Origin of the sequence: uncultured Brachyspira sp. (genome assembly GCF_934747485.1) — a bacterium.
Lineage (GTDB): Bacteria > Spirochaetota > Brachyspiria > Brachyspirales > Brachyspiraceae > Brachyspira.
The window spans coordinates 72,795-88,025 of the sequence record NZ_CAKVGN010000001.1; the positions used below are offsets into that span (position 1 = coordinate 72,795).

Genomic DNA, 15,231 nt, shown 5'->3' on the forward strand with positions numbered 1-15,231 from the left:
TTATTTTTTCTATATACAATAATGTTATCTGAATAATTACTGTTTATATTGTAAGATTATTCTAACTTTTTTGCAAGCTATTTTTCTTATATGTACTACAAAATATATTCATAAAATAATGCACATCTTATACTGCATAATATATAAAAAATATGATGTATTTGAAATTTTAATTTTTCAATTTTTTTATGTTTCTTTTTCTGCTGTTACGCACCCAAACTGGAAGTATATTTTGTTGTAATCAAAGACTTCTTTCAGTTGGCATAAAATTAGTTGGTCAAAGAATTATAAAGTGCTATTTATACTAAATTTATATAAACTGTTAATAATTTTATTATATTAATTTTTATTTTATAATATTTATTAAGCATCATTTAATTTATGAACTAAGTATTAAAAGCTAATATTTGTTATTAACTTTTAATACTTTAAACTTAATGATTTTAAATACTATAAATATTTAAATTATTTAATTCATTTTTATTTATAAATATATTATCTCCCAAAGGAGAAACTGTAAATGAAGAAGTTTTCTCACCTCTATTAATAAATATCTCTACAACTGATATATCTGATATTATTCTAACATCATCGCCTGATTTAGCTTTTATTTCTATCTTTTCAAGTCCTGACATTCCATTATATTTTACATCTTTTCTGTCTATAGTTAATAGAGAATTATTTTTATCATAATTTAAATATAAACCTTTTTTGCTGCTGTCGGCAAATAAAGTAATATCAAAATTATCTTTTATTTTAAACTCTATATCATAAAGGTTTTTAGTATTATTAAAATCGTTTAATGCCCCTTTTCTTTCATTTTCAAATTCTTTTACAGGATAAGTTTTAAATACGTTATTTTCTACAAAACATTCTCTCGGTATAGTCATCATTCCGCAAAACTCATTGTCATCAAATGGCTTTATCATTCTTATCCAGCCTATAATGATTCTTCTTTCTTTGTTTTGTTTATCATCATAATAGTTGAAAGTTTGAGGAGCATATATCTCTAAAGAGTCATCTATTAAACCTTTATTTGCTATATTGAAATTAAAATTATTAAAATCCATCTTTCCTAATAAATACATAGAAATATTCGGATATTCTTTACTTCCAGCACCCATAGGAGAGAATACTAAAACATCATTATTATCTATTTCAAAAAAGTCAGGACATTCCCAACCCCAGCCAAATTCATTGCTTTCCCATTTTCCTTCAAATTCCCAAGTATTTAAATCATTACTCTTATAAAATATTAAACTTCCATTTTTATAATTTTCAGTATTTCCCAAAACTATTCTATAAAAACCATTTTTAGTTTTAAATACCTTAGGGTCTCTAACATGAACATCATGCATATATCTTGTATCTATTTCTATAACAGGAGGCAATATTTTTTTAAATGTATATCCGCCGTCTTCTGAAATAGCATGTATTTGACATGGTGTAAATCCGTTTGGATCATCTTGAACAGGTATATTATATTCATTATATTTTATTTTATGATATTTCACACCAGTATAGAATATGTGTAATTTTCCATCTTTTTCTATAGCACTTCCTGAAAAACATCCGTCTTTGTCATATTCATTGTCATATTTTAATGCTATATCTTCATGATTCCAATTTATCATATCTTTGCTTGTAGCATGTCCCCAATGCATACAGCCCCAGCAAATGCCAAATGGGTTATATTGATAATACAAATGAAATAATCCATTATGATAGCATAGTCCATTAGGGTCATTCATCCAATTAGATTTTGGTGTGAAATGGTATTTTGGTCTTAATTTCATTTTAAATTCCTTCAATTAATTTTTTTATTGTTTAATTAACCTTTTGCAGAAACGTGTGCTATACCTTTTACTATATATTTTTGACATACAGAATATATTATTACCATTGGTATAGTTATAATTGTTAAAGCAGCCATAACTTGACCCGTATACACAGGGTTAACAGACATAAATGATTGTAAACCAACTTGTACAGTTTGCTTATCAACATCACTGAATACCATTATTGCCCATAAGAAATCATTCCATACACCAATAAAGCTAAATATTGCAACAGTTGCAAAAGCTGATTTACAGTTAGGCAATATTACTAAAAAATAGGTTTGAATTGCATTAGTTCCATCTATTTTTGCCGCCTCTTCAAGTTCTTTCGGTAATGATATGAAAAATTGTCTAAATAAAAATATGTTCATAGCACTAACAATAAATGGGAATATATATCCAAAAGTAGTATTTACCCCTTTAAGACCTCTTACTATTAAATATAAAGGCACCATAGTAGTTTCAGTAGGAATAATCATAGTTGCTATAATGAAAGACATAATCACATTTTTAAAAGGCATTTTCATTCTTGAGAGAGAATAACCTGCTAAAGAGTTTAAAAGACAAGAAATAAACATAGCTATTAAAGAGTATTTTAAACTGTTTAAAAGATATCCTACCATATTAAATCTTTCATTTAATTCTATATAATTGTTAAACCATTGATTTATTGGAGTTAAAGGCGGTAAGAAAGCTTTTATTGAACTTAAATCTTCAAATATTTGAGCCTCTGGTTTTATGGAACTAACAAACATCCATATCATAGGAAATATAAAAAGTAAAGCTAACGGTAAAACACATATAAAGAATAAAATTCTTTTTATTAAAATAATATTTTTTTTATTCATAACAATACCTCATTAATCATTTAAGTTTTTAGAGACTTTTTGCTGTATTATAGAAATAATAACTACCATAATGATAAACAATACAGAAATAGCAGAAGCATATCCTACATTTCTAAATCTGAATCCGTTTTCAAATATATAGAATAGTATTGTTTTTGTGCTATTTAAAGGACCTCCATTAGTCATTATCATAGGCTGAACTATCAATTTAAATGCTTGTATTGTTATTGTGATAAAAATAAAATAGAATGTGTTTCTTAAATTCGGAATAGTTATATATAAAAACTGCTGCCATTTTGAGGCACCGTCTATTGAAGAAGCTTCATATAATTGCGGAGGTATATTTTTTAAACCTGCAAGTAAAATAAGCATTTGAGTTCCGCAGCCTTGCCATGCTGATATTAATATTATAGACGGCATAGCTTGTTTAGTTGAAAATAAAAACTGCTGTGGGGCTATTCCTATTTTACCAATCATACTATTTAAAAGCCCATTGCTTGGATTTAATATAATCATCCATAAAGCAGATATAACAGCTAATGACATTATTGTTGGGCTGAAAAACGCAACTTTAAAAAATATAGTTTCTTTAAACGATCTATTAATTAATAAGGCAAAAATAAATCCTAATAAAGTTTGCAAAGGTACTACAAAAATAACAAAATAAAATGTATTTAATATTGATTTACTTACTAATTCATCTTTAAATGCATTTACATAATTTTCTACACCTATAAATGTTTTTGCATTAGGTCTTAACATATTATAGTCTAAAAAACTATAGTAAAAGGTGTAAAGAAGCGGACCAACAACAGTAATCAATATAACTATTAAACCGGGAGCTAAAAATGCAATAGCAGCAAGCATTTCTTTTTTATTAGATTTCATATTTTTATCCTTTACAATAAAATAAAAAGCCAGTAAGATTGGTAAATCTTACCGGTATATTCAAAAAATATATTACTTTCTATAAACTGATAATTCTTTTTCCACTTTTTGTGTCATATCATCTACTACTTTATCTACATCTTGTCCGGAAATTATAGCTTGAATAGCAGCTTGGAATTGATAACTTAAATATTGATAAACAGGTGTTATAGGTCTTGGAGTGCCATATAATAAAGTTTGCTGCATAGCTAAATAATATTCTCCGCCTTCAGAATAAGGAGAGGTATCATTTTCTGACAATTTATGAACAGGTAAATTTCCTGATTGACTAGCCATTTCTAAAGAAGCTTCCTCACTGCATAATATTTTTATTAATTCTGCAGCTATTTCAGGATTTTTAGAAGAAGAAGTTACACCAAAAGTCCAAGAACCCATAGGACCTTTTATTTCACCTTGATGATATCGAGGATAAGGCATATATCCCCAATTTAAATTAGTATAATTTTTCTTTAAATTTTCTATTTCCCAAGTACCATATAATAACATAGCAGCATTTCCAGTATTAAATACATATTGAGCTGGTGATATAGAAGTTAATTTTTCTTGTACCAATTTTTGAATAAATTTGAAAGCTTCTCTAGTTGCTTGAGAATCCAAATATCCAACTACTTCTAAACCATCTGGAGAAACTACACCTTTATTTTGTGTGTCAGCAGATTGTACAAAAGGCAATAATCCATAAATAAGCCATTCTGTCCATTCATTTAAATGCATATCTAAAGGAAGTATATTAGGGTCATATTCTTTTACTTTTACTAAAGCGTCGTATAAATTATCCCAAGTCCAAACATCATCAAAACCATTAGCAGGCGTGATGCCGGCTTTTTCAAATATATCTTTGTTATAAAATAAAACTACAGCACTGTTTATATATCCTAAAGCCCATAATTGTTCTTTGTAAGTACCTTGTGCTATGATACTAGGGTCAAAACTGTCTAATTCTTCTTGAGTATAATAATCTCCTATAGGAACTATGATTCCATTTTCAGCAAAAGTTGCAACATTAGGTCCATCTATATGTAAAACATCTGGAAGTTCATTAGCTGTAATAGCAGCATTTACTTTATCATCAAATCCAGAACCTGCACCGCCTCTTGCAATAAATTCTACTTCTGCTTTATACTGACCTTTATATTTTTCATTAAATTTTTCTATCATTTGTTTAGTTATTATACCTTCAGCTATTTCAGGAGAAGCTTGAGACCATACTTTTATAATTTTTTCTCCGTCAGCAGTTGTATCGCTTTTACTTCCGCAAGAAAATAGAAATAAACTGAAACAGAAAATAATTAATAATAACTTTTTCATATTAAATACTCCTTATTTTTTATTATCAATAAATAGGTAACTGGTTACATTTATTTATACATTTTAGTGTATTAATAAATATATAAAAGTCAATTAAAAACTATAAAAAAATCATTAAATATAAAATTATTATAATTATATGTAGAATATAAAAAAGATTATTATATAAAATAAAACTTTCGACTAGTTTGTTAAAATATACAAAAATGATAAAATATGATTGCAATAAATACTAATTAGTTGTATTTTGTAATTTAGCAGAATTAACTTTTAATAAAAAAACACAATTAAATACAAATAAAAGGTTTCAAATATGCAAGAAAAAATAAATGAACTTAAAAAAAGAAAAGAAAAGATAGAGGAAGCTGGCGGCAAAGATAAAATAGAGGAGCGTCATGCTAAAGGAAAATTAACAGCGAGAGAGCGTATATTGTATCTTTTAGATGAGAGCACTTTCTGCGAGATTGATGCTTTTATAGAACATAGATGCAGTGATTTTGGTATGGAAAAAAATAAGATAGCAGGCGAAGGTGTAGTTACAGGATACGGTAAGATTAACGGCAGACAAGTGTGCGTGTATGCTCAGGATTTTACTGTTATAGGCGGTTCTTTAGGACAAATGCATGCTGCTAAAATTTGTAAAGTACAAGATATGGCAATTAAATTGGGCTGTCCTTGTATTGGAATTAATGATTCTGGCGGAGCAAGAATACAAGAGGGTATTGATTCATTAAGAGGCTATGGAGATATTTTCTATAGAAACGTACAAGCTTCTGGTGTTATACCTCAAATATGTGTAATAATGGGACCTTGTGCTGGAGGAGCTGTTTATTCTCCTGCTTTGATGGACTTTATACTTATGACTGATAAAACAGCTAATATGTTTATTACTGGTCCTCAGGTTGTAAAGGCTGTAACAGGTGAGCAGGTTTCTGCAGAAGAGCTTGGAGGAGCATTTGTTCACAGCAAAACTTCAGGTGTTGCTTCTTTAATGTTCCCAGATGAGACATCTACTTTGGACGGTGTTAAAAAATTACTTTCTTATATACCTCAAAACAATTTGGAAGATGTGCCTTTAGAAAATACTAATGATGACCCTAATAGAAATGATGAAGAATTATCAAACATACTTCCAGACAGTCCTAATAAACCTTATGATATAAAAGAGATTATAAAAAGAGTGGTTGATAATGGAGAGTTTTTTGAGCTTCAGCCTTTATTTGCTACTAATATAGTGATATGTTTTGCTCGTCTTGACGGAAAATCTGTTGGTATAATAGCTAATCAGCCTAATTCTATGGCGGGTGTACTTGATATTAATGCTGCTGACAAGGCTGCTCGTTTCATTCGTTTCTGTGATAGTTTTAATATTCCTTTGGTTACATTGGTTGACACTGCAGGATATTTGCCAGGTGTAGGTCAGGAGCATAATGGAGTTATTAGACATGGTGCTAAACTTTTATATGCTTATTCTGAGGCTACTGCTCCAAAGATTACTCTTATAATAAGAAAGTCTTACGGCGGAGCTTATATAGCTATGTGTTCTAAGCATTTAGGTGCTGATATGGTTTATGCTTGGCCTTCTGCTGAGATTGCTGTTATGGGACCTGATGGTGCAGCTAACATTATATTTAAAAAAGATATAGACAAAGCTCAAGACCCTAAGAAAATGAGAGCTGAAAAGATAGAAGAATATAAAAAAGAGTTTGCTAATCCTTACAGAGCTGCTGTTAGGGGATATGTTGATGATGTAATAGAGCCTGAATATACTAGAAGCTATCTCATTAATGCACTTCATTTATTAGTAAGTAAGAGAGAGACTAGACTTCCTCGTAAACATGGTAATATACCTTTGTGATTTTGTATTGTAATTCTAATAGAAAAGGAGTAAAAATTTATGGATCATAATGCTGCTATTACAATATTTGGTATAATATCTGTTTTAATTGTTGCTTTGGTTTTTTATGTTTTGGCTTTAGTTTTGGGTATTATTTTTAAACCGAGAAATATAAAGAAAGAAGAAGAGATTAGCAAGGTTGTAGAAGAGAGTAAAACTAAAGAAGAGGATTTATTAGATGACAGTGAGCTTGTAGCGGCTATCACTGCTTGTATCACTGCTTATAGCGGTAATTCTAAATTTGTAATAACTTCAATAAAAGAGTCTAAAACTCCTGTATGGGGTATGGCTGATAGAATAAAATAGGATAAAATAAAAAAAAGAGAAAATAAAAAATAATTTAGGAGATAAATGATGATTAAAAATTATAAAGTAACTGTTAATGGAAAAAGTTATGATGTATCTGTTGAGGAGATAAGAAATGAATCTGTTGCTTCAAATAAAGTTTTATCTAATGCTGTTAATAAAGTTGTAAATAATCAGGCAGCTAATACAAAAGCTTCTGCACCAACTACAGCACCAGCACCTGCTGCTCAAAAAGCTCCTGCTATAGATGAGAATGCTATATCAGTAAAAGCTACTATGCCAGGCACTATATTATCATTTAATGTTGCTATAGGAGATAAGGTAACAGAGGGGCAGGTTGTTGCTGTATTAGAAGCTATGAAGATGGAAAATGAACTTACAGCTCCTGCTTCCGGAGAGGTTATATCTATACATGTTGAAAAAGGTTCATCTGTTGTAGAAGGTCAAGTGATATTGCAGATTAAGTGATATAATTTCGAGAGGTGAATATGAATAATTCTTTAGGGTTGGATTTTAACTATTTATTTGCAGGTTTTTATCCGCCGTCTTTTTCGCAGATAATAATGATATTGATAGGTGCTTATTTAATTTATATGTCTATATATTATAATAAGAAACCTTTGCTTCTTTTGCCTATGGGAGTTGCTATACTTGCAGCTAATATGCCTTTGCCAAAAATAACTGAAGATGTAATTAACGGCTTTTTGGGTATGATATATAATGGGGCAAGCAGCGGAGTTTATTCTGTGCTTGTATTTTTCGCAGTTGGAACTATGATAGATTTGGGTCTTGTGCTTGCTGACCCTAAAAACTTTTTTATAGGGGCTAGTTCGCAGATTGGTATATTTGTTGTATTTTTCATGATTAGCAATTTAATAGGCTCTGATGTGGCTGCTGCTACTTCTATTATAGGGGCTGCTGACGGTTCTTTGGCTATGTATATGACAGCTTTAGTAACTGATGCTAAATATTTTGCTCCTATTGTGATGGCATCATATCTTTATATGGAGCTTTTGCCTATACTTCAGATTGGCGTTACCAAGTTTTTAACTACTAAAAAAGAAAGAACTATATCTATGTCATATTTAAGACATGTTTCGAGGGGAGAGAAGATTATATTTGCTGTGGTTGCTATGGGGCTTTGCGGCATATTTTTAGCTAATTCTTTTCCACTTATAGCGGCTCTTCTTTTTGGAAGTATTTTAAGAGAATCTGATATTATTAAAAATTTCTCAGTTACAATACAAAAGTCTTTAACCGGCATTCTTACTATGCTTATTGGTATAGCTATAGGTTCATCTGCTTCTGCGGATAATTTTATATCTTTAAGTACAGTATTAATATTTGCATTTGGATTTTTATCATTAATATTAAATACTATAATAGGTGTTTTAGTTGCTAAGATTATTAATGTACTTACAGGCGGCAAGGTTAATCCTATAATAGGTTCAGCTGGACTTAGTGCTTTCCCTGTGCCTGCTTGGGGAGCTCATATATATGGTCAGGAAAATAGCTCTTCTAACTGTTTGCTTCTTCATGCTATGGCTGTTAATATTTCTGGTATAATTTCAGGTGCTATCACTGTTGGAATATTCCTTGCTTTTTTTCATTGATTTATCGTTTTTTATATAAATTAATTTTTAGAACAGAGGATTTTATTGCCTCTGTTCTAATTTTTAGTAATTATCCTTTTATAAATATATCTTTTCCGAACCATTTAGTAGATATTTCAGAAGCCTTTCCATCAGCTCTCATATCATCTAAAGCTTTATCAATAGCATTTAATAATTCTGTATCTGTTTTTCTAAGCCCAACACTAAGATATTGAGATGTAATAGGATTATCTTCCAATACTTCAAAATCAGCTTTTTCTTTAGATATATAATAGCGTCCTACTATTTCATCTACCACTACAGCATCTATTCTCTTAGCCTCTAAATCTAAAAAAGCATTAGCATAAATATCATATTGTCTAACTTCTTTAGCTTCTTTGCTTATAGGGTCAGCTTCTAATGATTCATAATTGCTGCTTCCTGTTTGTACTCCTAATATTTTTCCTTTTAAATCATCTTTAGTTTTAATATCAGCCCTATCTGCATTTTTCACTATCATAAGTCTGTTATTAAGATATGGTTTAGTAAAATTAACTTGCTCTTTTCTAGTTTCATTAATAGCAAATCCATTCCATACCACATCAACATCGCCTTTCTTTAAGCTCAATACGACGCTAGACCAATCTACAGGTTTAGCCACCAACTCCACCCCGAGGCGGTTTGCAACTTCTTTGGCTAAGTCTATATCAAAACCAACTATATTTCCTTCTTCATCTCTAAAACCCATAGGGGCAAAAGTGTCATCTAAACCTAATACAAGTTTTCCATTCTCTTTTACTTTTTGCAGAGAATTATCCGCTTCTGTATTTTGTGTTTGAGTTTTTGAACAAGATAAAGCAAAAATAAATATAAAGAATAAAGTTATTATACGTTTCATAGTCTTCTCCTGTTATTTTAATTTTTTAAATTATAATTTTTAAATAAATTTTTAATAAATATAATGTTGTTTTAAAATTGATGTTTATATAAGTTTATATAATAAAAAGAAATTATTAATGATGATGATGATGTTTAGGAGAATATTGTTTTAAGAATTGAACTTTGAAAAAGCATTTGATGTTATTCATTTTTAATCTCCTATATGTTTTTATTTATTATTTGTTTAATGGAGGCTTTATATTATTTTTTTAGCCCCCATTAATTTTTTGTTATTTTACAACAATGTCTTTACCAAACCATTTAGTAGAAATCTCTGCTGCCTTTCCATCAGCTCTCATATCATCTAAAGCCTTGTCAACAGCATTCAATAATTCTACATCATTTTTTCTAAAACCTATACCATAAAGCTCTTCAGTTAATGGGCTATTTTCTACAACTTCAAAATTAACATTCTCTTCAGCTATATAATAACGTGCTGCCACTTCATCTATTACAACAACATCGATTCTCTTAGCTTGTAAATCTAAAAAAGCATTAACATTAACATCATAAGGTCTAACTTCTTTAGCTTCTTTGCTTATAGGGTCAGCTTCTAATGCCTCTTGATTGCTTCCAACCTGTACACCTAACACTTTTCCTTTCAAATCTTCTTTGCTGTTAATATCTGTTCTGTCGGAAGATTTTACTATTATTAGTCTGTTATTAAGATATGGCTTAGAGAAATTAATTTGTTGTTTTCTGCTTTCATTAATTGTAAAGCCGTTCCATAACATATCAACATCTCCTTTGTTTAAGCTTAATATACCGCTTGCCCAATCTATAGGCTTAACTTCTAATTTTACTCCTAAACGATTAGCAACTTCCTGAGCTAAATCAATATCAAAACCAACTACATTTCCAGCTTCATCTCTAAAACCCATAGGGGCAAAAGTGTCATCTAAACCTAATATCAATTTGCCGCTCTCTTTTACTTTTTGTAAAGAATTGTCAGCTCCTGCTTGTGTGTTTTGCGTTTCTGTTTTTGAACAAGATATAGCAAAAATAATCATAGAAAATAAAATTAATATACGTTTCATAGTTTTTTCCTCCTAAGTTAAATAATTGTTTTTTTTAAAATTAATCTATATAAACGTAATAAAAAAAATAATGTTTTTAAAATTTAAAGTTGTTTATAAAAGAAATGATTATTATTGATGATGATGATGTTTAGGAGAATATTGTTTTAAGAATTGAACTTTGAAAAAGCATTTGCTGTTATTCATTTTTTTATCTCCTATTTTTTTGAATTATTTGTTTTTTTATTATTTATTTAATGGAGGCTTTATATTGTTTTTTAGCCCCCATTAATTTTTTGTTATTTTACAACGATGTCTTTACCAAACCATTTAGTAGAAATCTCTGCTGCTTTTCCATCAGCTCTCATATCATCTAAAGCTTTGTCAACAGCATTTAATAATTCTACATCATTTTTTCTAAAACCTATACCATAAAGCTCTTCAGTTAATGGGCTATTTTCTACAACCTCAAAATTAACATTTTCTTCAGCTATATAATAACGTGCTGCTACTTCATCTATTACAACAACATCTATTCTCTTAGCTTGTAAATCTAAGAAAGCATTAACATTAACATCATAAGGTCTAACCTCTTTAGCCTCTTTGCTAATAGGGTCAGCTTCTAATGCTTCCTGATTGCTTCCAACCTGTACACCTAAAACTTTTCCTTTCAAATCTTCTTTGCTGTTAATATCTGTTCTGTCGGAAGATTTTACTATTATAAGTCTGTTATTAAGATATGGCTTAGAGAAATTAATTTGTTGTTTTCTGCTTTCATTAATTGTAAAGCCGTTCCATAACATATCAACATCTCCTTTGTTTAAGCTTAATATACCGCTTGCCCAATCTATAGGCTTAACTTCTAATTTTACTCCTAAACGATTAGCAACTTCCTGAGCTAAATCAATATCAAAACCAACTACATTTCCAGCTTCATCTCTAAAACCCATAGGGGCAAAAGTGTCATCTAAACCTAATATCAATTTGCCGCTCTCTTTTACTTTTTGTAAAGAATTGTCAGCTCCTGCTTGTGTGTTTTGCGTTTCTGTTTTTGAACAAGATATAGCAAAAATAATCATAGAAAATAAAATTAATATACGTTTCATAGTTTTTTCCTCCTAAGTTAAATAATTTTTTTTAAAATTAATCTATATAAACGTAATAAAAAAATAATGTTTTTAAAATTGTTTTTTATATTTGTTTATTAAAGAAATGATTATTGATGATGATGGTGATGTTTAGGAGAAGAGAATTGTGATAATTGAAGTGTAGAAAAATACATCTTATTCATTTTTATCTCCTAATTTGATTTTCTTACTATTAATTGTAATACTATTTATAAAAATGTCAATAGACATTATATATATTTTTATGTTTTTTTATTAAATTTTTATAAAAAAATTATATAGATATTAAGTTTTTGGCATCTATTGCTTCAGTATAATTAGAATCTATCTCTATAGCTTTGTTGAAGTTTTCTAATGCTGATTTTCTATTTCCAAGTTTATCGTATATAGTTCCTATGTTAAAATATATTAATTTATTACTATCATCTAATTCTTTTGCTTTATCTAAATATTTTATAGCCATATTATTGCTGTTTTTCTTTCTGTAACAAGAAGCAATATTGCATAATGCATATATATTTGTTTTATTGCAATTAAAATTAAGCTCATGAAAATATGAAAGTGCTTTGTCATATTCTCCTTTATAAAAACAAATACAGCCAAGAAGGTTTATAATATCATTAGTTTGCTTTATTGAATAGGCAAGCTCAGCATAATGCAAAGCAAAGTCATACATTCTCCATTTGTAGCTTTGATAAGCCATATATGATATTCTTTCATAATCTTTTTTTCTTAATTTGTCTGTATTATGCTTTTCTATTGCTTTATTTAAAAATGTTTCTCTGTTGTTTTTATCCATTATAGATAAATATTCATATATAAAAGAATTATCTATGCCAAGTTCTATTAATTTAATAAAATTCTCTATTGCTTTTTTATAATTATTTCTTTGCATATTAATAAAACCTATAATATACAAAGCTTCAGTATTATCAGAATTGTTTTCTAATATTTTATTATAATATTTTTCAGCCTCATTTAATTTGTTTTCTTTTATATATATTCTTGCTAAAGAAGTGAGGGCGTTAATATCATTAGGGTTATTATTTAATATTTCATTATATTTTTTTATCTGTTCGCTATAATCTTTTGCCATAATATATAACAATAAAAATTATTATATTAAAATATTACTAATAATTTTTATTTCCTCCTCCTTTAAAAAATCATTATTGTTCATTATCGTAAAATTTTTTCATCATAGTATTTCTATATTCGCTAAAATTATCATTTTCTATTGAAGCTCTTAAATCTTTCATAAATCTCTGCATAAATCTTATATTGTGTATAGTCATGAGTATAGAAAACAGTATTTCATGCGATTTGTCAAGATGATTAAGATAAGCTTTAGAGAAATTTTTACAAGTATAGCAGTCGCAGCCTTCTTCTAACACAGTATCGTCCATTCTATATTTTGAGTTTCTAATCCTCACAACCCCATTCATAGTAAAAGCTTCACCATTTCTAGCATTTCTAGTAGGCATCACGCAGTCAAACATATCAATGCCTTCCATTACAGCATTAAGTATATCACGAGGCTCACTCACCCCCATTAAATAACGAGGTTTTTGCTTGTTTGTATATAGCATAACTTTAGAAAGCACTTCATGCATTTTTTCCGGAGTCTCTCCAACAGAAAGCCCCCCAATAGAATAAAAAGGAAAGTCCATATTAACCAAAGTTTCAGCACTTTCTTTTCTCAAATCATCAAACATTCCGCCCTGTATTATACCGCCTAAGTATTGATATTCACTGTTAGGTGTGCTGTCATGATATTCTTTGCATTCTTTAGCCCATTTATGAGTTCTAAGCATTGCCTCTTTAGCATAATTATAATCAGCATCTGCCTTACAGCATTCATCAAAACTCATTATAAAATCAGCACCTATAATATGCTCTGCCTCCATCACACTTCTTGGAGTAAAGAAATATTTTGAGCCGTCTATATGAGACCTAAACTCAACTCCTTCATCGGTAATTTTTCTTAGCTGAGCAAGTGAAAATACCTGAAAACCACCAGAATCTGTAAGCATTGCCCCTTTCCAATTCATAAACTTTTTTACACCGCCAAACTTTTTTATCACCTCTAAACCAGGCTTTAAAACTAAATGATAAGTATTAGCAAGTATAATCTTACTTTCTGTTTCTTCTATCATAGCAGGGGTTAATGCCTTTACTGTAGCTTTAGTTCCTACAGGCATAAAAACAGGCGTATCTATTACAACACCATTAACTTCTATTTTACCAAGTCTCGCATGTGTTTGATTAGAGTTTTTTAATACTTCAAAAGAAAATGACATAATAAACCTTTATTTAATTATTTTAATTAGTTATTTTTTTGTTTTTGATGTTTTTGTATTTGGCTTTTTTGTGTAAATATATACAAGCATTATTAAAGATACTATCATCATTATTATAGAATATATTGCCCCAGATGTGATATTGTCTATAGTCCATTCTGTAACATCTCTAAAAAACTGCTCTATTACAGCTCTAAAAAGTCCATATAAAAATATCCATACAAATAGCCTTGTACCTTTTCTTATATTTTTGTTTTTTTGGCTTAATGCTAATATTATATAAGAAACTAAAGCAAGAACTAAACCTTCAAGAAATGCTTCATATAATTGCGAAGGGTATCTTAATTCTGTATATGGTCTAATTGCAGGTATTAATTCCTTCCAATTTTCATATCCTCCAACAGTATCATAATCTGGAAATATCATTCCAAGCGGTGAATCTGTAACTCTGCCGTAAAGCTCTGCATTCATAAAATTGCCTATTCTTCCAAAAAACAAAGCGAAACTTGAAGGAAGTGTTGCATGGTCTGCTATATTTAAAAATTCATATTTATATTTTTTGCTGAATATATACCCTCCAATAATCATTCCTATAAGTCCGCCATGAAAAGACATTCCAGCAAAACCTAAAAAAGTAATTCCATTATCAAGATTAAAACCTAATATCTCCCAAGGCTTTAAAAAAGAAGAAGGTGAGTAAAGTAAAAAATATCCAACTCTAGCACCTACTATAGCTCCCACAGCGGCATAAAAAACCATATCATAAGCTCCGCCGTCTTTTGAGTTGTTAAATTTAATCCAGCCTTTTTTTTCTAAATGATTAAGTATCAAGCAAGAAACTGCAATGCCTACTATATACATAAGTCCATACCATCTAATAGCACCAAGCACTGGTATATTTTCTGGAAATACAAACGGAGTAAAAAATTCAGGGTATTTCATCAATTTTCCTTATCATTATCAATTTATTTTAATTTTTATATTATATGTTATGCACTAAAAAATCAAGGATATAATAATTTTGAATACATATAATTTTTATATTATAAAAATAAAAAATATTATCTGTAAATTATAGTTTTATTAATATATATATGTTATAAAATATTTTG

At 29.0% G+C, this 15,231-nt stretch carries 14 protein-coding genes; 4 read left to right on the forward strand and 10 right to left on the reverse strand.

The features are described 5' to 3' along the window. Nucleotides 1-443 precede the first annotated feature (443 nt). The 4 genes from Q0H31_RS00410 to Q0H31_RS00425 all read right to left on the reverse strand — a co-directional run bounded on the left by Q0H31_RS00410 (nucleotide 444) and on the right by Q0H31_RS00425 (nucleotide 4,942). Complete coding sequence (locus tag Q0H31_RS00410) at nucleotides 444-1,796, reverse strand: GH32 C-terminal domain-containing protein (RefSeq protein ID WP_295294918.1); 1,353 nt, start codon at nucleotides 1,794-1,796, stop codon at nucleotides 444-446. Nucleotides 1,797-1,831: 35 nt separating this feature from the next. After that, nucleotides 1,832-2,686, reverse strand: coding sequence for a carbohydrate ABC transporter permease (locus tag Q0H31_RS00415; protein WP_295294920.1), 855 nt, complete (start codon nucleotides 2,684-2,686; stop codon nucleotides 1,832-1,834). Between the two features lie 12 nt (nucleotides 2,687-2,698). Beyond that, a complete protein-coding gene (locus Q0H31_RS00420) occupies nucleotides 2,699-3,574 on the reverse strand; it encodes a carbohydrate ABC transporter permease (RefSeq protein WP_295294922.1) in 876 nt (291 codons plus the stop codon). A gap of 72 nt (nucleotides 3,575-3,646) precedes the next feature. Then, nucleotides 3,647-4,942: a sugar ABC transporter substrate-binding protein gene (locus Q0H31_RS00425; RefSeq protein WP_295294923.1), complete on the reverse strand. Its 1,296-nt coding sequence runs from the start codon at nucleotides 4,940-4,942 to the stop codon at nucleotides 3,647-3,649. A 313-nt stretch (nucleotides 4,943-5,255) separates the two neighbouring features. On the opposite strand from Q0H31_RS00425, the gene Q0H31_RS00430 reads away from it, so the two are divergent. From Q0H31_RS00430 to Q0H31_RS00445, 4 genes are read left to right on the forward strand one after another with little or no spacing between them, the layout of a single operon-like run. After that, nucleotides 5,256-6,800: an acyl-CoA carboxylase subunit beta gene (locus tag Q0H31_RS00430; RefSeq protein WP_295294924.1), complete on the forward strand. Its 1,545-nt coding sequence runs from the start codon at nucleotides 5,256-5,258 to the stop codon at nucleotides 6,798-6,800. 39 nt (nucleotides 6,801-6,839) lie between these two features. Then, on the forward strand, nucleotides 6,840-7,145 hold the full coding sequence (locus tag Q0H31_RS00435) for an OadG family protein (protein ID WP_147732355.1): 306 nt from the start codon (nucleotides 6,840-6,842) through the stop codon (nucleotides 7,143-7,145). A 48-nt stretch (nucleotides 7,146-7,193) separates the two neighbouring features. After that, nucleotides 7,194-7,613, forward strand: a complete 420-nt coding sequence (locus Q0H31_RS00440) for a biotin/lipoyl-containing protein (RefSeq protein ID WP_295294967.1) — start codon at nucleotides 7,194-7,196, stop codon at nucleotides 7,611-7,613. A 20-nt stretch (nucleotides 7,614-7,633) separates the two neighbouring features. Next, nucleotides 7,634-8,758: a sodium ion-translocating decarboxylase subunit beta gene (locus Q0H31_RS00445; protein WP_295294926.1), complete on the forward strand. Its 1,125-nt coding sequence runs from the start codon at nucleotides 7,634-7,636 to the stop codon at nucleotides 8,756-8,758. Nucleotides 8,759-8,828: 70 nt separating this feature from the next. Here Q0H31_RS00445 and Q0H31_RS00450 read toward each other — a convergent pair whose 3' ends face one another. The 6 genes from Q0H31_RS00450 to lgt form a co-directional block, all read right to left on the reverse strand. Continuing rightward, nucleotides 8,829-9,635, reverse strand: coding sequence for an amino acid ABC transporter substrate-binding protein (locus tag Q0H31_RS00450; RefSeq protein ID WP_295294929.1), 807 nt, complete (start codon nucleotides 9,633-9,635; stop codon nucleotides 8,829-8,831). Nucleotides 9,636-9,906: 271 nt separating this feature from the next. Beyond that, complete coding sequence (locus Q0H31_RS00455) at nucleotides 9,907-10,713, reverse strand: amino acid ABC transporter substrate-binding protein (protein WP_295294931.1); 807 nt, start codon at nucleotides 10,711-10,713, stop codon at nucleotides 9,907-9,909. A 278-nt stretch (nucleotides 10,714-10,991) separates the two neighbouring features. After that, nucleotides 10,992-11,798 (reverse strand): amino acid ABC transporter substrate-binding protein, encoded by an 807-nt coding sequence (locus Q0H31_RS00460; RefSeq protein WP_295294931.1) that lies wholly within the window; start codon nucleotides 11,796-11,798, stop codon nucleotides 10,992-10,994. Between the two features lie 295 nt (nucleotides 11,799-12,093). Further along, nucleotides 12,094-12,915, reverse strand: a complete 822-nt coding sequence (locus tag Q0H31_RS00465) for a tetratricopeptide repeat protein (protein ID WP_013243932.1) — start codon at nucleotides 12,913-12,915, stop codon at nucleotides 12,094-12,096. 73 nt (nucleotides 12,916-12,988) lie between these two features. Then, nucleotides 12,989-14,119: a tRNA guanosine(34) transglycosylase Tgt gene (tgt, locus tag Q0H31_RS00470; RefSeq protein WP_295294933.1), complete on the reverse strand. Its 1,131-nt coding sequence runs from the start codon at nucleotides 14,117-14,119 to the stop codon at nucleotides 12,989-12,991. 30 nt (nucleotides 14,120-14,149) lie between these two features. Beyond that, nucleotides 14,150-15,061, reverse strand: coding sequence for a prolipoprotein diacylglyceryl transferase (gene lgt, locus Q0H31_RS00475; RefSeq protein ID WP_295294935.1), 912 nt, complete (start codon nucleotides 15,059-15,061; stop codon nucleotides 14,150-14,152). Nucleotides 15,062-15,231: the final 170 nt, after the last annotated feature.